The sequence below is a fragment of the Streptosporangium sp. LJ11 genome, assembly GCF_051918945.1.
In the GTDB taxonomy this organism is placed as follows: Bacteria; Actinomycetota; Actinomycetes; order Streptosporangiales; family Streptosporangiaceae; genus Streptosporangium.
On sequence record NZ_JBPXMB010000015.1, the window covers coordinates 64,508 to 82,686 of the forward strand.

At 69.0% G+C, this 18,179-nt stretch carries 17 protein-coding genes and 1 tRNA gene; 12 read left to right on the forward strand and 6 right to left on the reverse strand.

Annotated elements, in window-relative coordinates; genetic code table 11:
* Positions 1 to 167 precede the first annotated feature (167 nt).
* On the forward strand, positions 168 to 1,640 hold the full coding sequence (locus ACTOQ3_RS22410) for a hemolysin family protein (protein ID WP_440085296.1): 1,473 nt from the start codon (positions 168 to 170) through the stop codon (positions 1,638 to 1,640).
* Entirely contained in the window at positions 1,637 to 2,668 is a 1,032-nt protein-coding gene (locus ACTOQ3_RS22415) for a hemolysin family protein (protein WP_440085297.1), read from the forward strand. Before ACTOQ3_RS22410 ends, ACTOQ3_RS22415 begins: the two co-directional genes overlap by 4 nt.
* Positions 2,669 to 3,124: 456 nt before the next feature.
* On the opposite strand, the gene ACTOQ3_RS22420 is transcribed toward ACTOQ3_RS22415, so the two are convergent.
* A tRNA-Leu gene (locus ACTOQ3_RS22420) sits at positions 3,125 to 3,207 on the reverse strand.
* Between the two features lie 166 nt (positions 3,208 to 3,373).
* Between ACTOQ3_RS22420 and ACTOQ3_RS22425 the strand changes: the two genes are divergently transcribed.
* The 7 genes from ACTOQ3_RS22425 to pknB all read left to right on the forward strand — a co-directional run bounded on the left by ACTOQ3_RS22425 (position 3,374) and on the right by pknB (position 12,182).
* Positions 3,374 to 4,114: a DUF3662 and FHA domain-containing protein gene (locus tag ACTOQ3_RS22425; RefSeq protein WP_329088344.1), complete on the forward strand. Its 741-nt coding sequence runs from the start codon at positions 3,374 to 3,376 to the stop codon at positions 4,112 to 4,114.
* A gap of 17 nt (positions 4,115 to 4,131) precedes the next feature.
* Positions 4,132 to 4,599 (forward strand): FHA domain-containing protein FhaB/FipA, encoded by a 468-nt coding sequence (locus ACTOQ3_RS22430; RefSeq protein WP_440085299.1) that lies wholly within the window; start codon positions 4,132 to 4,134, stop codon positions 4,597 to 4,599.
* A complete protein-coding gene (locus ACTOQ3_RS22435) occupies positions 4,596 to 5,912 on the forward strand; it encodes a PP2C family protein-serine/threonine phosphatase (protein ID WP_440085300.1) in 1,317 nt (438 codons plus the stop codon). The genes ACTOQ3_RS22430 and ACTOQ3_RS22435 overlap by 4 nt, the downstream gene beginning before the upstream one ends.
* Positions 5,913 to 5,916: 4 nt before the next feature.
* Positions 5,917 to 7,293: an FtsW/RodA/SpoVE family cell cycle protein gene (locus tag ACTOQ3_RS22440; RefSeq protein ID WP_440085302.1), complete on the forward strand. Its 1,377-nt coding sequence runs from the start codon at positions 5,917 to 5,919 to the stop codon at positions 7,291 to 7,293.
* Positions 7,290 to 8,747 carry a peptidoglycan D,D-transpeptidase FtsI family protein gene (locus tag ACTOQ3_RS22445; RefSeq protein ID WP_440085303.1) on the forward strand — a complete coding sequence of 486 codons (1,458 nt, stop codon included), beginning with the start codon at positions 7,290 to 7,292 and terminating at the stop codon, positions 8,745 to 8,747. The genes ACTOQ3_RS22440 and ACTOQ3_RS22445 overlap by 4 nt, the downstream gene beginning before the upstream one ends.
* Positions 8,744 to 10,219: a serine/threonine-protein kinase gene (locus ACTOQ3_RS22450; RefSeq protein WP_440085305.1), complete on the forward strand. Its 1,476-nt coding sequence runs from the start codon at positions 8,744 to 8,746 to the stop codon at positions 10,217 to 10,219. Before ACTOQ3_RS22445 ends, ACTOQ3_RS22450 begins: the two co-directional genes overlap by 4 nt.
* An 82-nt stretch (positions 10,220 to 10,301) precedes the next feature.
* Positions 10,302 to 12,182 carry a Stk1 family PASTA domain-containing Ser/Thr kinase gene (gene pknB / locus ACTOQ3_RS22455; RefSeq protein WP_440085306.1) on the forward strand — a complete coding sequence of 627 codons (1,881 nt, stop codon included), beginning with the start codon at positions 10,302 to 10,304 and terminating at the stop codon, positions 12,180 to 12,182.
* Positions 12,183 to 12,476: 294 nt separating this feature from the next.
* On the opposite strand, the gene ACTOQ3_RS22460 is transcribed toward pknB, so the two are convergent.
* The 3 genes from ACTOQ3_RS22460 to ACTOQ3_RS22470 are packed head-to-tail and all read right to left on the reverse strand — an operon-like array spanning position 12,477 to position 13,915.
* A complete protein-coding gene (locus ACTOQ3_RS22460; protein WP_440085308.1) occupies positions 12,477 to 13,049 on the reverse strand; it encodes an anthranilate synthase component II in 573 nt (190 codons plus the stop codon).
* Positions 13,046 to 13,204 carry a hypothetical protein gene (locus ACTOQ3_RS22465; protein ID WP_440085309.1) on the reverse strand — a complete coding sequence of 53 codons (159 nt, stop codon included), beginning with the start codon at positions 13,202 to 13,204 and terminating at the stop codon, positions 13,046 to 13,048. The genes ACTOQ3_RS22460 and ACTOQ3_RS22465 overlap by 4 nt, the downstream gene beginning before the upstream one ends.
* A 57-nt stretch (positions 13,205 to 13,261) precedes the next feature.
* Positions 13,262 to 13,915, reverse strand: a complete 654-nt coding sequence (locus ACTOQ3_RS22470; RefSeq protein ID WP_440085310.1) for a class E sortase — start codon at positions 13,913 to 13,915, stop codon at positions 13,262 to 13,264.
* 211 nt (positions 13,916 to 14,126) lie between these two features.
* Here ACTOQ3_RS22470 and ACTOQ3_RS22475 point away from each other — a divergent pair, with 211 nt between their 5' ends.
* The gene (locus tag ACTOQ3_RS22475) at positions 14,127 to 14,372 is read left to right on the forward strand and encodes a cell division protein CrgA (RefSeq protein ID WP_344744891.1); all 246 of its coding nucleotides are present in this window, start codon (positions 14,127 to 14,129) and stop codon (positions 14,370 to 14,372) included.
* A 33-nt stretch (positions 14,373 to 14,405) separates the two neighbouring features.
* Here the strand turns inward: ACTOQ3_RS22475 and ACTOQ3_RS22480 are convergent, their stop codons facing one another.
* Together ACTOQ3_RS22480 and ACTOQ3_RS22485 are read right to left on the reverse strand one after the other, a co-directional pair.
* A complete protein-coding gene (locus ACTOQ3_RS22480) occupies positions 14,406 to 15,260 on the reverse strand; it encodes a rhomboid family intramembrane serine protease (protein ID WP_440085312.1) in 855 nt (284 codons plus the stop codon).
* Positions 15,261 to 15,427: 167 nt separating this feature from the next.
* The gene (locus tag ACTOQ3_RS22485; RefSeq protein WP_440085313.1) at positions 15,428 to 15,964 is read right to left on the reverse strand and encodes a peptidylprolyl isomerase; all 537 of its coding nucleotides are present in this window, start codon (positions 15,962 to 15,964) and stop codon (positions 15,428 to 15,430) included.
* A gap of 206 nt (positions 15,965 to 16,170) precedes the next feature.
* On the opposite strand from ACTOQ3_RS22485, the gene ACTOQ3_RS22490 reads away from it, so the two are divergent.
* Together ACTOQ3_RS22490 and ACTOQ3_RS22495 are read left to right on the forward strand one after the other, a co-directional pair.
* Positions 16,171 to 16,785: a hypothetical protein gene (locus ACTOQ3_RS22490; RefSeq protein WP_440085314.1), complete on the forward strand. Its 615-nt coding sequence runs from the start codon at positions 16,171 to 16,173 to the stop codon at positions 16,783 to 16,785.
* A gap of 240 nt (positions 16,786 to 17,025) precedes the next feature.
* A complete protein-coding gene (locus tag ACTOQ3_RS22495) occupies positions 17,026 to 18,117 on the forward strand; it encodes a hypothetical protein (protein WP_440085315.1) in 1,092 nt (363 codons plus the stop codon).
* Positions 18,118 to 18,179 lie beyond the last annotated feature (62 nt).

Consider the following 18,179-nt stretch of genomic DNA (forward strand, 5'->3'; position numbering starts at 1 on the left):
ACCAACAATGCGATCGTCGGCCGATCCGGAAACATCGACCCCCACCCGGATCGTTACGGTAGAGGACTACCTCTGCTCGAAAGGATGATCGTGTCCACTCCGGACCCGTGGAATACCTGCCCGTGCGAACGCACGGGCACCACTGAACCGACCGGGAGAGCCGCCCGGTGAACACGGCTCTGGGCCTGCTGGCCATCCTCCTGCTCACCCTCGCCACCGGCTATTTCGTGGCCCAGGAGTTCGCCTTCGTCGCGGCGGACCGCGGCGTGCTGCGCGAGCAGGCCGACTCCGGCGACGCGGCCGCGGCACGGGCGCTGGAGGTGACGGGACGCCTGTCGTTCATGCTGTCGGGGGCGCAACTCGGCATCACCGTGACCGCCCTGCTCGTCGGCTTCATCTCGGAACCCGCCATCGCCACGGTCATCCGCCCCTGGCTGGAGACCGCGGGAGTGCCGAGTGGGGCCGTACCCGGCATCGCCGTGGCGCTGGCCGTCGCGGTGGCCACCGTCATCCAGATGGTCTTCGGTGAGCTGGCCCCCAAGAACCTGGGCATCGCCCGTCCCGAGCCGGTGGCGAAGTTCCTCGCCCGCTCGACGATGATCTACCTGCGGATCGCCGGGCCGGTCATCCGCCTGTTCGACTCCGCCGCCACCGGCCTGCTGCGCCGGGTCGGCGTGGAGCCGGTGGAGGAGATCGAGCACGGCGCCAGCCCCGAGGAGCTGTCCCGGATCATCTCCGAGTCCGCCACCACGGGTGACCTGCCGCCGAGGTTGTCGGAGCTGCTGGGCCGCGCTCTGGAGTTCGGCGACCGCACCGCCGAGGACGTCATGGTGCCGCGCCCCCGCGTGGTGCTGCTGAGGGACGACCGGCCGATCTCCGACCTGATCGACGCCGTCCGCAGGCACGGTCACTCCCGCTATCCGGTGCTCTGCAACCAGAACGGCGACGACGTCGTCGGCGTCACCGGCGTCCGCGAGCTGCTCAGGTCGGGACTGGCCGACGGCACGCTGGAAAAGATCACCCGCCCCGCGCTCCTGGTGCCCACCTCCTCGCCGCTGCCCCTCGTGCTGGAGCGCATGCGCACCGCCCACGACGACCTGGCGTGCGTCATCGACGAGTACGGCGGCCTGGCCGGCGTGGTCACCATAGAGGACCTCGCGGAGGAGCTCGTCGGCGAGCTCATCGACGAGAACGACCCGGAGCCCGCCGGGGTCATCGCGGGCGACGAGGGCACCTGGGACCTGCCGGGCACGCTCCGGCTGGACGAGATCGAGCGGGCCATCGGCCTGCAACTCCCCGAGAGCGACGACTACGACACCGTCGCGGGCCTCGTGCTCGCCACCCTCGGCCGGATGGCCGAGCCCGGCGACCAGGTGACCGTCACTCTCACGTCACGGAACGACCCCCTGGAGAACGACGGCGCCGACGAGAGGGAGGCGGCGCTCACCGTGCTCTCGGTGTACCGCAGGGTCCCCGAGTGGGTGCGGCTGTCGCTCACCGCGTCGCAGGACGCCGATCCCGGGGACGCCCCGGAGGCGAGAACCGAGAAAGAGGACCGACCGGCGATGACCGCGCCGCGGATGATCGAGCGTGGCCCCGAGACGCCCATGATCGAGCGGAGCGAGGCGAGGCGGCGATGAGCACCACCTCCGCCCTGCTGCTCGGCGTGGCCCTGCTGATCGGCAACGCCTTCTTCGTCGCCGCCGAGTTCGCGGTGATCTCGGCCCGCAGGCACCGCCTGGAGGAGCTCGCGGGCCGGGGAGGCCGGTTGACCCGGCTCGCCGCCCGCGCCGCCGTGCGCGGCGGCAGGGAGCTCTCCCTGATGCTGGCCGGAGCCCAGCTGGGCATCACACTGTGCTCGCTCGGCCTGGGCATGGTGACCGAACCGGCCATCGAACACCTGCTGGAGCCGGTTTTCGGCGCGGTCGGCCTGCCCGAGTCGCTGCGGGTCCCCGTCTCGCTCGTGATCGCGCTGGCGTTCGTCACCTTCCTGCACATGGTGATCGGCGAGATGGCTCCCAAGTCGTGGGCGCTGACCCACCCGGAGATGGCGGCGATGGGCCTGGCCCTGCCGTTCCGCGGCTTCACCTGGGTCGTCCGGCCGGTGCTCGCCGCGCTCAACGGGCTGACGAACGGGATCCTGAGACTGTTCGGGGTGCATCCCAAGGACGAGCTGGCCACCACCAGGACCCCGGTCCAGCTGGCGATGCTGGTCGGCGAGTCGGGCCGGATGGGCCTGCTCGACCGCGACGAGCACGACCTGCTCACCCGGGCCCTGCGGGTTCACCAGCAGCCGGTGGAGCGGCTGATGCTGCCGCTGGAGAAGACCACCTCGGTGCCCGCCGACGCGACGAGCGAGCGGATGCGCCAGGTCGCCGCACGCGACGGGCACCTGCGCATGCTGGTCACCTCCGGCAGGCCGGGCGACGTCCTGGGCGTGGTGCACGTCAGGGACATCCTCGTCCGGCCGGAGGCGAGTCCCGCCGAGCTCGCCCGCCCGGTGCCACGCCTGGCCAAGGAGACCACGATCCCCGACGCGGTCTCCGCGCTCCAGGACGCCCACGCGCACCTGGGCCTGGTCACCGACGGCGGCGAGGTGATCGGCATGGTGAGCCTCACGGACCTGCTCGGCGAGATCCTGGACGTACGGATGCTCGCGGCCCGCTAGCGGTCCTCGCCGTTCCCTGCGTCCGGCGGGAGCGGCGAGACCGGTGGAAGAGCGGCGACGTACCGTCCAGACCGGTGAGAGCCCCACCAGGCCGGCGAGAGACCGGCCAGATCGATCACGGAACCGGTGGGAGGACGACACGGGCCGGGAAAATATATTTTCCCGGCCCGTGTTCTCTGTAAGCGTAATCAGACACCGACGAATCCCTGCAAGTCATCCGAAAGTGATCAGCAAGCGTGGCCGGGTAGAACCGATAGGCATGTCGTAGCGGTCCAAAAACCACAAGACCCATGCGTAACCCCTGAGACTTCTCTATAACGGAGCGAGCGACTACCTTGATCGATGATCGACTCGGCCCGCCACGAGACCTTACGGACGGCTCAGATGGATACGCGGTTCGCCAGGAAACGACAAAACCCCGGTCGCGATGCTCGCATGACCGGGGTGATGATCTTGTGGGCGAGGAGGGATTTGAACCCTCACGTCCTTTCGGACACACGGACCTGAACCGTGCGCGTCTGCCGTTCCGCCACCCGCCCTTGTTGGGTGCGGTCGAAACATTAGCACGGATCGGCCCGTACCCATGAACCCGGATACGATCCTCCTAGATGCGAAAGCGGAGCAGCTGGGTGCGAGAGAGCGAGGAACGAGCCAACGAGCCCCCAAGCGGCCGCGACCACATAGACGGAGGAGGGGAGGTACCCGGTGGGAGTCCTTCAGCGTTTCGAGCGGAGGCTCGAAGGTTTGGTTGAAGGGGCCTTTGCACGGGCGTTCAAATCTGACCTTCAGCCGGTAGAGGTCGCCAGTGCGGTCCAACGGGAGATGGACGAGCGGGCGGCGATCGTCGCCCAGGGACGCACTCTCGTGCCCAACGACTTCGTGGTCGAACTGTCCACGACCGACAACGAGCGGTTGGAGGTCTACTCCGACAGCATCAGCCACGAGCTGGCCAACCTCGCCAGGGAGTACGCCAAGGAACAGGGTTACTCCTTCGTGGGGCCGGTCAGGGTCCGCTTCGAGACGGCCGACGACCTCGCGGTCGGCCTGTTCCGCATCCGCTCGGGCGTGATCCGTGGCGCGACGGTCGAGCAGGACGAGATCCGCCAGCCGGTGAGCGACGTGCCCGCCGCGAAATCCCACGCCTTCGGAGGCCGCCCCCGCCTGCTGGTGTCCACCCAGGACGACCCGCAGGGCCAGCGGTCCTTCGACCTGACAACACCGGTGACCCTGCTCGGCAGGGGCACCGACTGCGATCTACGGCTGGTCGACCCGGGTGTGTCCCGGCACCACGCCGAGCTGCGAGTGGAGGGTCCCCTGGTCGCGCTCGTCGACCTCGGCTCCACGAACGGCACCTTCGTCAACGGCCAGCCGGTTCGCCGGGTCGAGCTCCAGAACGGCACTCGCGTGACGCTGGGGCGAACGACTCTGGTTTTCCGGCGCGATTAAAGGTAAACAGACGGTCCATGTCCGAGCTCACGCTGCTGCTGATCCGGCTCGCCTTCCTCGCGGTGCTGTGGTTCTTCGTGATTGCCGCGGTCGGTGTGATCCGGACAGACTTGTTCGGTTCACGCACGGCCGCCGCCGTCCCCGCGCGCAAGGCGCCCAAGCCGGCGAAGACCCCGGCCAAATCCAAGAAGGGGGAACCCCGGGAGATGGTCGTCACCGGTGGCCCCCTCCAAGGCACCACCATTACCCTCTCGGAGACGCCCATCACCATCGGCCGGGCGAACGACGCGACGCTGGTGGTCAGCGACGACTACGCCTCCAGCCGGCACGCCCGGCTCTTCCCCCAGGACGGTCAGTGGATCGTGGAAGATCTCGGCTCCACCAACGGCACGTATCTTGACCGCTCCAAAGTCACCCGTCCGACTCCGGTGCCGCTCGGTGTTCCGATCCGCATTGGCAAGACCGTCATCGAATTGCGCAAATGACCATCGCACTCCGTTACGCCGCCCGCTCTGACGTCGGCCTCCTCCGCGAAGGCAACGAGGACTCCGCCTACGCCAGCGGCCGCCTGCTCGCCGTCGCGGACGGTATGGGCGGCCACGCACACGGCGAGGTGGCCAGCTCGGTCGCCATCGCCGAGATGTCCTTGCTCGACACGGACGCCCAGGGAGGTGACCTGCTCAGCGCCATCGAGGCGGCGGTACGCGACGCCAATCGCAAGCTGCACGAGATGGTGAGTCACAACCCCAGCCTCAAGGGCATGGGCACCACCCTCACCGCCATGCTCTGGTCGGGGACGAGGGTCGCCCTGGTCCACGTCGGCGACTCGCGGGCCTACCTGCTGCGAGCCGGAGAGCTCTACCAGATCACGCACGACCACACCCTCGTGCAGTCACTGGTGGACGACGGCCGGATCACCCAGGACGAGGCCGCCACCCACCCCCAGCGGTCGATCCTGTTGCGGGCGCTCGACGGCAGCGGCGAGGTCGACCCCGACCTGTCCCTGCGCGAGGCCCAGATCGGCGACCGCTACCTGCTCTGCTCCGACGGCCTGTCCGGGGTGGTGAGCGCCGAGACCCTGCACCACACGCTCTCCACGATCGAGGATCCCGACGGGGTGGTCCGCACCCTCATCGACCTGGCCAACCGGGGCGGCGGCCCCGACAACATCACCTGCGTCCTCGCCGACGTGCTGGAGGTGGACGAGACCCACGTGCCGCGCACCGACGCGGCCGTGGTCGGCGCCGCCGGTTCCAGCATGCCGCGGTCACAGCCGCCGGACACCCCGGCGGGCCGTGCCAGCGCGGTCACCATGCCGCAACCCGTCATCTCCGACGACGACGACACCGACACCGACGAGCCGATCGTCAGGGCCGCGGCCCGACCGGTCAAACGCCGCCGGCTGTGGCCTCTCCTGGCCGTGGCGGGCGGCGTCGTCGTCATCGGGGGCGGCTTAGGCTGGTACTTCGGCGGGCAGTGGCTGGAGGACCAGTACTTCGTGGGGGCCAAGGGCAACGAGATCGTGGTCTTCCAGGGCGTGAAGACCAACCTGGGCCCCATCGAGCTCTTCGACGTCGCCCGGAGCACCGCGGAATCGATCACGACTCTCGGCGCGTTCCAGCAGGGCCAGGTCCGCGACGGCATCCCCGTCCCCACCGTCGAGGCGGGCCTGAAGAAGATCGAAGAGCTGAAGACGTCCGCAGCCACATCCGACGGGAAGGACGAACCGACCGCATCCCCGAGCGCCTCCGCGTCCTCCGCGCCCGCCAGGGCTCCCGAACCCACAAGGTCACAGTAAACACATGAGCACCCCTAGCGCAGAGCCGGTCCCGCTTCCCGCCAAACGGCGGGTGGCCCAGTTGGCGATGCTCGCATTCGCGGTCGCCATCGTGATGCTGGCGTACGCCAACGTGGGGTTGGCCCTCGACGAGCAGATCCCGGCGGGAATGGTCACCTACGGCCTCGGCCTGGGCGGCCTCATGCTCGCCGCCTACCTGGTGCTGGCCAGGTTCGCGCCCTGGGCCGACCCGCTGATCCTGCCGCTGGTGACGCTGGTCAACGGCCTCGGGCTGGTGATCATCTATCGCCTCGAGGCGTCCGGCATGAAGGGGGCCTCGGCCACCAACCAGCTGATGTGGACCGCGGTCGGGGTCGTCATGTTCTCCGTGACGCTGATCGTGCTGCGCGACCACCGCGCGCTGCAGCGTCTGACCTACACCATGGGCGCCGTCGGCCTGGCGCTGCTGGTCTCGCCGCTGCTGCCGTTCGTCGGCAAGGAGATCAACGGCGCCCGCATCTGGATCGGCATCGGCGGCTTCACCCTCCAGCCGGCGGAGTTCACCAAGCTCGCCCTGGTCATCTTCTTCGCCGGCTACCTGGTCGCCAAGCGCGACGTGCTCGCCCTGGCCGGGCGGCGGCTGCTCTTCATCGATCTGCCCCGGGCCCGCGACCTGGGGCCGGTCCTGATCACCTGGGGCCTCAGCCTCGGTGTGCTGATCCTGCAGAAGGACCTCGGCTCCTCGCTGCTGATCTTCGGCACGTTCATCGCGATGCTCTACATCGCCACCCAGCGCACCTCGTGGGTGCTCATCGGCATCCTGCTCTTCATCGGTGGAGCGGTCCTGGCGGGGCTGCTCTTCAGCCACGTGCAGGACCGCTTCACGGTCTTCCTCAACCCCGAGGACCCCGCGCTCTTCGACAAGGTCGGCGGCAGCGCGCAGCTCATGGAGGGCCTGTTCGCCATGGGCGAGGGAGGCATACTCGGCACCGGCCTCGGCCAGGGCCACCCCTACGAGATCCCGCTGGCCTTCTCCGACTTCATCTTCCCCGCCACCGGCGAGGAGCTGGGCCTGACCGGGCTGATGGCCCTGCTGATGGTCTACGCCCTGCTGGTGGAGCGCGGCCTGCGCACCTCGATCGCGGCCCGCGAGCCGTTCTCCAAGTTGCTGGCCGGCGGCCTGTCGTTCATCCTCGCCTGGCAGGTCTTCATCATCGTGGGCGGCGTGACCAACCTGATCCCGCTGACCGGCCTGGTCACCCCGTTCATGTCCCAGGGAGGATCGGCGCTGCTGGCTAACTGGATCCTTATCGCGCTGCTGGTACGCATGTCGGATACGGCGAGGAAGCCTCCGCCCCAGGCCATCCAGGACGAAGGAATGACGCAGGTGTTCCAGCGATGAACGGTCCCCTCAAGCGCGCCGCCCTTGCCTGCCTGCTCATGTTCGGCCTGCTCATGATCAATGTGAACTACCTGCAGGCCGTGCGGGCGGACGATCTGCGCGCGAACCCGCGCAACGACCGCAACCTGTACGCGCGTTACGAGGTCGAGCGCGGCCGCATCACCGCGGGCAACAAGGTGCTCGCCGAGTCGATCGACACCGGCGACCCCGAGTTCCGCTTCGAGCGCCGCTATCCCGAGGGCAAGGTCTACGCCCCCATCACCGGGTTCTTCGCGCCCGAGAGCGAGAGCAACATCGAGCGGGCGGAGAACTCCCTGCTCAACGGCACCAGTGCCGACCTGCTGATCCGGCGCAGCATCGACCTGTTCACCGCCAAGCAGAGCAAGGGCGCCAACGTCGACCTGACGATCAACCCCAGGGCGCAGGAGGCGGCGTACAAGGCGCTGGGCGAGAGCGGCAAGAAGGGCGCGCTGGTCGCGATCGAGCCGAAGACCGGGGCGATCCTCGCGATGGTCTCGATCCCCACCTACGACCCCAACCCGCTGTCCAAGGCCAACAAGGCCCAGGTGAACGAGGTCTCCAAGAAGCTGGAGAACGACGAGGACACGCCGCTGCTGAACCGGGCGGTCGAGCGCACCTACCCGCCGGGCTCGACCTTCAAGGTGGTCACCGCGGCCGCGTACCTGGAGAGCGACGACACCGTGGGCCCTGAGACCCAGGTCGACGCCCCGCAGCGGCTCGACCTGCCCAACACCACCGCCGACCTGCCCAACTACGGCGGTGCGGCGTGCGGCGCCGGGCGGGTGACGCTGTCGTTCGCGCTGGAGAAGTCCTGCAACACGCCGTTCGGCAAGATCGCGATGGACCTCGGTTACGAGGCGCTGCGCGACCAGGCGGCCAAGTTCGGCATCGGCGGCGAGCAGCTGGCGATCCCGATGCCGGTGGCGGCCAGCAACATCGGCCCCGAGGAGGACCAGGCGGCCCTCGCCCAGGCCTCGATCGGCCAGCGCAGCAACCAGATGACCCCGTTGCAGATGGCCATGATCGCCGCCGGCATCGCCAACAACGGCGTGGTCATGAAGCCGTACCTGGTGAACAAGATCGCGGACTCCGAGGGTGGCGAGGTCGCGAGCGCCGACCCCGACGAGCTGGACACCGCGATGAGCGAGGAGAGCGCGCGCAAGCTCCAGGAGATGATGGTCAACGTCGTCAACAAGGGCACGGCGAGCGCGGCGCAGATCCCGGGCGTGACGGTCGGCGGCAAGACCGGCACCGCCGAGACCGCCCAGGGCCGTGACCCGCACGCGTGGTTCATCTCCTTCGCCCCCGCGGAGGACCCCAAGGTCGCCGTCGCGCTGATCGTCGAGTCCGGGAGCGCCGGCAGCGACGCCTCGGGCGGTCAGACCGCGGCCCCGATCGCCAAGAGCGTGATGGAAGCGGTGCTGGGTAGATGACCGCGTTGCTCGGGGGCCGGTATCGCCCGCTGGGGCGGATCGCGTCGGGCGGCATGGGTGAGGTGTGGCGAGCCAAGGACGAGCTCCTCGGCCGCGAGGTCGCGGTGAAGCTGCTGCGCCCGCACGTGGCGGAGGATCCGGCCTTCCGCCTGCGGTTCCGCTCCGAGGCGCGCATCGCGGCCGGGCTGTCCGACCCGGGCATCGCGCAGGTCTTCGACTACGGCGAGGGCGGCGGCGTCGCCTACCTGGTGATGGAGCTGGTGCCCGGGCAGTCCCTGGCCGGCATCCTGGCCCGCGACGGCGCGCTGAGCCCCGAGATCACCCTCGACGTGGTCCGCCAGACCGCCATGGGCCTGCACGCCGCGCACCGCGCGGGGATCATCCACAGGGACATCAAGCCCGGGAACCTTCTGGTGACCGAGGCGGGCGTGATAAAGATCACAGACTTCGGCATCGCCAGGGCGCTGGAGGCGGTGCCGGTCACCCAGACGGGCATCCTGATGGGCACCGCGCAGTACGTCAGCCCCGAGCAGGCGTCCGGCGACCCGCTCACACCCGCCACCGACATCTACTCGCTCGGTGTGGTCGCCTACGAGTGCCTGACCGGGCAGGCGCCGTTCCGCGCCGAGACGCAGGTGGCGATCGCCCTCATGCACATCGGCGAACCCCCGCCGCCGCTGCCGGAGTGGATCCCGCCGGCGGTCCGCGACCTGGTCATGGCGTGCCTGGCCAAGGATCCGCTGCGGCGCCCGGCCGGTGCCAGGGAACTGTCGGAACGGGCGGACATGCTGCTCGACGCGCTGACCGCCACCGGTGCCACCGGTCTCGGCATGCTCACCGACCCCGTGGGCTGGCGCGCGGAGCCCGCGAGCGAGTGGCCCCAGGAGGTCACCTCCGCCCTCGCCGTCCCCCTCCGGCCCGAGCCCGGTCAGGGCACGGGCTCCGGGGCGGGCGGGGGTTCCGGCAGGGGGCCCGGTCACGGCGCGGGCGCCGGTGCGGGATCCGGTGCGGGCACGACTCCGCCGGGTGCCGTCCCTGCGCGTCGCGGGCGCCGCGGTCTGCGCAGGACGACGGTGATCGTCGCCACGGTCGCGGGGTGCGCCGCCGCGGTCGGGCTGGGTGCCCTGGCGGTCCACGAGCTGACGAACCAGCCCGGTGACAGCGAGCCGGGAGAACCGGTCGTACGGTCGAGCCCGGCGACCACGTCGCCGACCGCACGGCCGACGAAAAGCAAGCCTCCGACGAGCAGACCATCGCTCTCGCCGACGAAGTCGGCCCGCCCCTCGGTCACGCCGTCGGCTACGGTAAGCACATCGGCCACGCCCACCGCAAGGCCGAGTACGTCGCCACCGCCCAGCCCCAGCCCGACGACTCCCACCCCGACACCAACCACCCCGACGGTGACACCGAGCCTCACACCGAGCACAACTCCTGAACCCGGTGACACAGACCCGCCGAATGAGGAGACGTGATGCGGCAACGGGTCGATGATGGACACCGGTGGCCCAAGAGCTCACCGGCACCCAAGATGAACGGTAAGGGACAGTGCAGGAAATGACTCAGCCCCGACGCCTCGGCGATCGCTACGAGCTTGACGGCGTCGTCGGGCGTGGCGGCATGGCCGAGGTCTATCGCGCCCGAGACATCCGGCTGGATCGGATCGTCGCCATCAAGACCCTTCGCGCGGACCTGGCCAGGGACCACATCTTCCAGGCGCGTTTCCGCCGTGAGGCGCAGTCCGCCGCGTCACTGAACCACCCGTCCATCGTCGCGGTCTACGACACCGGCGAGGACGTCTCCGAGGGTGCGCCGGTGCCCTACATCGTGATGGAGTACGTCGACGGCCGCACGCTGCGCGACCTGCTGCGGGCCGACCGGCGGCTGCTGCCCGAGCGCGCCGCCGAGCTGGTCGACGGGATCCTGCGGGCGCTGGACTACAGCCACCGCGGCGGCATCGTCCACCGCGACATCAAGCCCGCGAACATCATGATCACGCGCAACGGCGACGTGAAGGTCATGGACTTCGGCATCGCCCGCGCGATGGCCGACTCGGCCGCGACCATGACGCAGACCGCCCAGGTGATCGGCACCGCCCAGTACCTCTCGCCGGAGCAGGCCAGGGGCGAGCGGGTCGACGCCCGCAGCGACCTCTACTCCACCGGCTGCGTGCTGTACGAGCTGCTGACCGGGCAGCCGCCGTTCACCGGTGACTCGCCGGTCGCGATCGCCTACCAGCACGTGCGCGAGGACCCGATCCCGCCGTCGCAGATCGACCGCGACATCCCCCAGTGGGCCGACGCCATCGTGCTCAAGGCGATGGCCAAGGACCCGGCGCACCGCTACCAGAGCGCCGGGGAGATGCGGGCCGACATCCAGCGGGCGATGTCCGGCATCCCGACGGACGCCCAGACGATGGCGCTGAGCGCCAACAACAACTACGGCTCGGCCACCCGGACGATGCAGGCTCCGGGCCCCGGCGGTCCGGGCGGCCCGGCCACCCAGCGCACCACCGCCGTCCCGGCGTACGAGTACGGCGAGGAGGGCGGCGGCCCGCGCACCGGCGGGGGCGGCCGTCGCCGGCAGCAGAGCGGCGGGAACACCGCGGTCAAGACCGCGGCGTGGATCCTCATCCCGCTGCTGGTCATCGGTGCCTTCATCGGCGTCGGCTACATGTTCCTCAGCTCGCCGGGCACCCCCACCACCAGCGGCAAGGTGAAGATCCCGCCGCTGGTCTCGCAGACCGTGGAGGCGGCGACCAAGAGGCTCACGGACCTCGGCCTGAAGGTGAAGGTCGTCGACGCGTTCGACGAGGAGATCCCCAAGGGCTCGGTGATCGAGAGCGACCCGTCGGCCGACCACGAGGTCGACAAGGGCACCGAGGTGACGCTCAAGGTCTCCAAGGGGATCGAGAAGGTCGAGGTGCCCACCGTGCTCAACATGAGCGCCGAGGACGCCACGAAGACCCTTGAGGACGCCGGCTTCGAGGTCAACCTGCAGACCAAGCCCTCCAGCCGCAAGCAGGGCGTCGTCTTCGAGACCGTGCCCGCGCCGGGCAAGAAGGCCAACAAGGGCAGCATCGTCCGGATCTACGTTCCCAAGGAGGCGGTGGAGGTCCCGGCCGTGGTGAACCTCACGGTCGGGGACGCCAAGAACGCGCTCAAGGAGGCGGGCTTCAAGTGGAAGGTCGTCCCGCAGCCGAGCGACCTGCCCAAGGACACCGTGCTGAGCCAGTCTCCCGAGGCGGGCGGCAAGTACCAGCAGGGGACGACCATCACGCTGATCGTGTCGAGCGGGGCACCGCCCGAGCCGACCGAGGAGCCGACCTTCCCCGAGGAGCAGCCGACCATTCCCGAGGAGCCGACGGAGGACACGCCCACGGAGCAGCCCGACGACGGCACGATCTTCGATGAGGCGCCGCCCGGCGACGGGAACTGACCGGAGCACCTGACGGAGGCCCCCGCGACCGCGCGGGGGCCTCTTTCCTCTCCCGCCCGCGCTCTTTCCGGCGTTCTTGGCCGTTCCCGCGTTCCCATGGCTTTCGCGGCGTCTGGAGTTCGCGGCGTTCGATGTGTGCGGCGTCCGGCTTGCGGGACGTCGTCACCCGGTTTCCGGCCGGAAGATCCGGGAGACGGGAACCGGAAGGCCCGGAAACGGGGAAGAGTCCTTCCGCCACTCGGGGGCGATGGCGGAAGGACTCTCACTGGTCAATCGTTCAGGATGGGCTTCGCGTTACAACAATCTTTCGAGCCAGTTTCCGAGCAGCCGGTGACCGTGTTCCGAGATCACCGATTCGGGGTGGAACTGCACGCCCTCGACGGGGGCGGTACGGTGGCGCAAACCCATGATCACACCGTCGTCGCTGGTCGCGGTGACCTCGAGGATCTCGGGCACCGTCCCGGGCAGGACGGCCAGCGAGTGGTAGCGCGTCATGGTCACCGGTGACGGCAGGCCGGAGAAGACGCCGCGCCGGTCGTGCGAGATCGCGCTGGTACGGCCGTGCACCAGTTCGGGCGCCCGCCCCACGGTCGCCCCGTGGGCGATGGCGATGGCCTGGTGTCCCAGGCAGACGCCGAGCAGCGGGATGCCGTGGGCCTCACAGTGGCCGACGAGCGGGACGCTCACCCCCGCGTCCTCCGGGGTGCCGGGGCCGGGGCTGATCAGGATCCCGTCGAAGCCACGGGCGTCCTCGACCGCGACCAGGTCGCGCGGGCGCACGTCGCAGGTGGCGCCGAGCTCGCGGAGATACTGGACGATGGTGTGGACGAAGCTGTCGTGGTTGTCGACGACCAGGACGCGGCTCATCGGCCCACGGTGGTCAGGTCGAGGGAGACGCGAGGTTCGATCCAAGGGAACACGACATACCAGAGTACGGCCGCGACCAGCCCGGCCAGCACCAGGGCGGCGAACCCCCTGGTCACGAGGTTTCCGGGAAGCATTCGCCAGATCCAGCCGTACATGGGACCTCCTTCGTGTCCGGGGCGTCACCCGGGCCTTCCTGTTCGGGGTCTATCGGCTCACCCGGACCGCCCGAGGCGGTCCTCACGCCCCGTCAGCTCCCCCGAGACGATGAGCCGCAGGGCGGCCGAGTACTCCGGGTGGCAGGTGGACAGGGTGATCAGCGCTCTGGTCGGCTCGTGGCCCGGCCGGCCGGGAACCGGGGCGACCACGCTGATCTCGCCGGGGTCGACGACGCGTCTGCCGGTGACGCGGTAGGTGTAGCGGGCCTCGCGGGCGTCGACCAGGATGAGATCGCCCCGGCGGAGCTCGTCGATGCGGCTGAAAGGGGCGGCGTAGGTGGTCCGATGGCCCGAAAGAACGAAATTACCGATTTCTCCTGGCATGGCAGTGCCGGGATAGTGACCGGGGCCCATCCGCAGCCGATCCTGGTCGACGCCTTCCACGATGGCGTACCGGTAGTCGTCCCCGAGCCTGGGAATCGCCAGCATCGCCACCGCCCCGCCCAGCCGGATCGGCCCCGGCGGCTCTCCCCGCCGGCCTCCGGCCTCACCGCCTGGCGGGATCTCCTCTCCCAGGAGTTCTCTGCGCAGCAGCGCCTGCTGCCCGGCGGTGTAGGAGCCGGTGCCCCACAGGAGGTAGGCGCAGAAGAGGAGGATGACCAGCCCCGCGGTGACGCTCAGGTCGCCCAGAACCCTCAGCGCCGCTCTCATGGGGTCAGGCTAGTGACGGAAAAGGCCTCCGCGGCGGGCCGGATCACGGGTCCGGCGCAACATTTGCCACAGGATGGTGCCCCACGGAATCGCCATGGTCCAGCTGCGCAGACTATCCTTACACGGAACTTCACCCACTAGCGACTACGCTAATCGACACGGCCTGCGCACGATCCAGATCGCGCAGGGTTGACGCAGGAGAAGAACCCCAGTGCCCAAGCCCAAGACTCGCAAGAAGCCGGTCTACACCCCGCCGCAGACCTCACAGCAGGTCAAGATCAGCCCACGCTGGTTGGCACCGGTCATGGTGACCTGCTGGATCGTCGGCATCCTGTGGATCGCCGTCTACTACGTGGCGCCCACCGCTCCCCTCCTCGGCACCCTCCAGAACTGGAACCTGCTGGTCGGGTTCGCGTTCATCATCCTCGGGGTGATCCTCTCCACCCGCTGGCGCTAGCTTTTCCACAGGCATTGTCCACACCCTGGGGACTCAGACCACCGACGACAGCAAGAAGGCGGTCCTGGTTATCACCAATCCCACCAGGATCGCCAGAACGCCGAGAAGCAGCACACTCTGGAAGATCGTCCGACTGGCCTTCGGACCGTAGGCCAGAACAGCCGAGACGATCACCCCGGTGACGAGCCCTCCCACGTGTGCTGTCCAGCTGATGTTCAGCCCCGGAATGAACGTGATCACCAGGTTGATCACAAGCAGCACGATGATGGGGCGAAGGTCGAGACGGAGCCGCCTGCTGACCACGAAAATCGCACCGAACAGGCCGAAGATGGCTCCCGACGCGCCCAAGCTGGCGACGTTGATCGGATCGAACCAGTAACCGAGCACCGAGCCGCCGAGTGCGCCGAGAAAATACAGCGCCAGGAACCGAACGTGGCCGAAGGCCTGCTCCAGGTAGGGGCCGACCATGAACAGGGCCCACATGTTCAGCCCGATGTGCAGGTAGTCCCGGTGCAGGAAGGCGCTGGTGATCAGTCGGTAGTAGTCGGAGTCGACGGCGATCCCGAAGACCCACATCGCCAACTCCGCGGTCACCCGGCCGTTCGAGGCCATCTGAGCCAGGAACATCACGATGTTGACACCGAGAAGCGTCCAGGTCACGTAGGGCTTGGCGATCACACCGCCGCCGAACACGGACTGCGCCCGCCGCATGCCCTTGTTGCCCTCGGCCACGCACTCGGGACACTGGAAACCCACCGCGGCGTCGCGCATGCAGTCGGGGCAGATGGGACGGTCGCAGCGCTGGCAGCGGACGTAGGTCTCACGCCCTGGATGCCGGTAGCAGGTGGGGACAACGGTGTCGGGCTCGTTGGACGGCTGGGTGGTCATGTGTGTGGCTGGCCCCTTCGAGCGTTCTGTTATCCACAGACTGCCAGCCTATTCACGATCCCGAGCACCCGTACACCCGCGAAGGGAAGGGCTCGGGGGCGGGGGTGAGGAAGAGGACGTGCGGGAACGCGCCCGGCGGCCTCCGGAGGAGGCCGCCGGGCGAGAGATCAGCTCTGGACGCGCTCGATGGTCACCGACTCCAGGACCACGGGCTCCGTGGGACGGTCACGGGCGTCGGTTTCGGTCTTGGCGATGGCGTCGACGACGTCCTGGCCCTCGATCACCTCACCGAAGATGGTGTGCTTGCCGTTGAGATGCGGCGTGGGAACCACCGTGACGAAGAACTGCGAGCCGTTGGTGCCGCGGCCGAACTGGACGCCGGCGTTGGCCATGGCGAGCAGGTACGGGCGGTTGAAGTAGAGGTCCGGGTGGATCTCGTCGTCGAACTTGTAGCCGGGACCGCCGACACCCTGACCCAGCGGGTCGCCACCCTGGATCATGAATCCGGAGATGACCCGGTGGAAGATCGTGCCGTCGTACAGCTTGGCGTTGGACTTCTGGCCGGTCTCCGGGTGCACCCACTCGCGGGTGCCCTCGGCGAGCTCGACGAAGTTCCTCACGGTCTTGGGCGCGTGATCCGGGAAGAGCTGGACCTTCACGCTACCGCGGTTGGTGTTGAGGTTCGCGATCAACTTCTCAGCCATGATCGGACTGCCCCCTTCAGTTCGTAGGAATACCTGTGCAACGTATTGCTTTTATGGCACTTTGACGATTTCGGCCGCAGCCGCATCCCCAAGCATCCTCCCACGGGCCGTCATGATTGAGCCGCCTTCGAGCGGGAAGGGGTGGCGACGGGGCCCCAACGAATGGGGAGGTTGTTGTGCCTCTAGCACTGTTTGGAAAGCGCCACATGAAGATCGTGGCACCGGAAAGGCGGCTGCGCCACGTGAAGGCTCAGGCCGTCCGAGCCGCGGATCGGGTCGGCCCGATGGCCAGCCACGCCCGTGACGCGGCCAGTCATCATGCCCATGACATGGCCGTCCAGGCTCGCGATGTGGCCGGTCACGCCCGAGAGATGGCCGGCCAGGCCCGTGAAGTGGCCGGTCAGGCTCGTGACGTGGCCAGCGAGAAGATCATTGTGGCACGCGGGTGGGCGGCACCCAGGCTTGACGCCGCCGCGCACTCGTTCGAGGAGCAGCTCGCGCCGAAGATCAGCGCCGCGCTGTCCCAGGCCGCCGCGAGGATCGATCCCACTCCCGCGAAATCCAGGAAAACACCCATGATCCTGCTCTTCGCGGGCGTCGCGATCGCGGCGGCGGGTTATGTCCTGTACCGCAGGAACGCCGACCAATGGGCGGACACACTGAAGGAAAGCGCCTCCGACGCGTCCCAGTGGGTGGGGCAGAAGACGGAGGCGGTGGCCGGGAAGGTCTCCGACACGGCGGATGACGCCGCGACGAAGGCCGAGGAGGTCGGTGCCAAGGCCGACTCCAGGGCGGAGCACACCTCCAAGAAACTGTCCTAGGGATCGGAGCGCCGGCCGGTCACGTGAGTGCCGGTCGGTGGCACGAACACGGCGTACGGCCGGGTACGGCCTACGGCGACTGCCGGGGGTACGGCCCGCACCGCGAAGGTGCGGGCCGTACTCCTGTGCGGAGCCGATCGGACTCTCCGGTGCGGGCGTCCGTCGAACTCCCGCGCGGGCGTCCATTGACCGATCACCAAGCGCTTGTTAGAACGTGTTCCTCGGACCCAAGGAGCACCGATGACGCTGTCGCCCCTCGACGACCATCCCGTCCACCAGTCGCCAGAGGTCATGCGGCACGTCACGACGTCGGACCGCAACTTCTACGACCGGTACTACTTCAACTGCCACGCCGGGTCCGACGAGCTGATGCTCATCGTCGGCCTCGGCCAGTATCCCAACCTCGGGGTCACCGACGCGTTCGCCTGCGTGCGGTACCGGAACCTGCACCGCGTGGTCCGGGCCTCCCGGGAACTCAGCGGCGACCGGATGGACACGCGGGTCGGCCCGTTCAGGGTCGAGGTGATCGAGGGCCTCCGGCGGCTGCGGGTGGTGCTCGACGCCACGGAGCACGGCCTGTCCTTCGACCTCACCTGGGAGGGCACCGTACCGGCCACCCTGGAACCCCGGCACTTCCTGCGCTGGCAGGAGCGCGTGGTGTTCGACTCCTCCCGGATGGCCCAGACCGGCCGGTGGACCGGGCACATCCTGGTCGGCGACGAGCGCGTCGAGGTCACCCCCGACCGCTGGCAGGGCACCCGCGACCGCTCGTGGGGCATCCGCCCGGTCGGCGAGCCCGAGCCCCCCGGCATCCAGGCGCGCAACGCGGGCACCTTCTACTGGCTCTACGCGCCCGTCCAGTTCGACGACCACGCCATCCTGTGCATCGTCCAGGAGGACGAGAAGGGCCGCCGGGTGCTGGAGGAGGCGGTGCGCGTGTGGGGGTTCGGCTCTCCGAGGGAGGGTGAGGAGGAGTATCTCGGCCGTCCCGAGTACCGCCCGACGTACGTGGACGGCACCCGGGAGGTGCGCGAGGCGACGATCTCCTTCTCCCCGCCGGGCGGGAAACCCTTCGACCTGCGCTGCGTCCCGATTCTCCCGGTGCACCTGATGGTGGGCACCGGATATGGCCTGGAATCGGATTGGAAGCACGGCATGTACCAGGGTCCCGGCCCGGTGGTGCAGGGCGTCACCCACACGCTGCCCGAGGACGCCCCCAGGATGTGGGGCATGGTCGACGCGGTCGGCCGCTTCGAGTACGACGGCCGGATCGGCTACGGGTTGTACGAGTACTGGGCCCTGGGCCCGCACCCGTCCTTCCCCGAGGGCTGACCACCGCACGTGACCGGTCGTCCCCGGGGACCGGCCCCCGCACGTGACACGTCGTCCCCCGG

Excerpts from the sequence above, each read along its gene's own strand:
- ACTOQ3_RS22415 (WP_440085297.1), top strand. The coding sequence starts at position 1,637 with ATGAGCACCACCTCCGCCCTGCTGCTCGGCGTGGCCCTGCTGATCGGC.
- ACTOQ3_RS22430 (WP_440085299.1), top strand. The coding sequence starts at position 4,132 with ATGTCCGAGCTCACGCTGCTGCTGATCCGGCTCGCCTTCCTCGCGGTG.
- ACTOQ3_RS22435 (WP_440085300.1), top strand. The coding sequence starts at position 4,596 with ATGACCATCGCACTCCGTTACGCCGCCCGCTCTGACGTCGGCCTCCTC.
- ACTOQ3_RS22440 (WP_440085302.1), top strand. The coding sequence starts at position 5,917 with ATGAGCACCCCTAGCGCAGAGCCGGTCCCGCTTCCCGCCAAACGGCGG.
- ACTOQ3_RS22445 (WP_440085303.1), top strand. The coding sequence starts at position 7,290 with ATGAACGGTCCCCTCAAGCGCGCCGCCCTTGCCTGCCTGCTCATGTTC.
- ACTOQ3_RS22450 (WP_440085305.1), top strand. The coding sequence starts at position 8,744 with ATGACCGCGTTGCTCGGGGGCCGGTATCGCCCGCTGGGGCGGATCGCG.
- pknB (WP_440085306.1), top strand. The coding sequence starts at position 10,302 with ATGACTCAGCCCCGACGCCTCGGCGATCGCTACGAGCTTGACGGCGTC.
- ACTOQ3_RS22460 (WP_440085308.1), bottom strand. The coding sequence starts at position 13,049 with ATGAGCCGCGTCCTGGTCGTCGACAACCACGACAGCTTCGTCCACACC.
- ACTOQ3_RS22465 (WP_440085309.1), bottom strand. The coding sequence starts at position 13,204 with ATGTACGGCTGGATCTGGCGAATGCTTCCCGGAAACCTCGTGACCAGG.
- ACTOQ3_RS22470 (WP_440085310.1), bottom strand. The coding sequence starts at position 13,915 with ATGAGAGCGGCGCTGAGGGTTCTGGGCGACCTGAGCGTCACCGCGGGG.
- ACTOQ3_RS22480 (WP_440085312.1), bottom strand. The coding sequence starts at position 15,260 with ATGACCACCCAGCCGTCCAACGAGCCCGACACCGTTGTCCCCACCTGC.
- ACTOQ3_RS22485 (WP_440085313.1), bottom strand. The coding sequence starts at position 15,964 with ATGGCTGAGAAGTTGATCGCGAACCTCAACACCAACCGCGGTAGCGTG.
- ACTOQ3_RS22490 (WP_440085314.1), top strand. The coding sequence starts at position 16,171 with ATGAAGATCGTGGCACCGGAAAGGCGGCTGCGCCACGTGAAGGCTCAG.
- ACTOQ3_RS22495 (WP_440085315.1), top strand. The coding sequence starts at position 17,026 with ATGACGCTGTCGCCCCTCGACGACCATCCCGTCCACCAGTCGCCAGAG.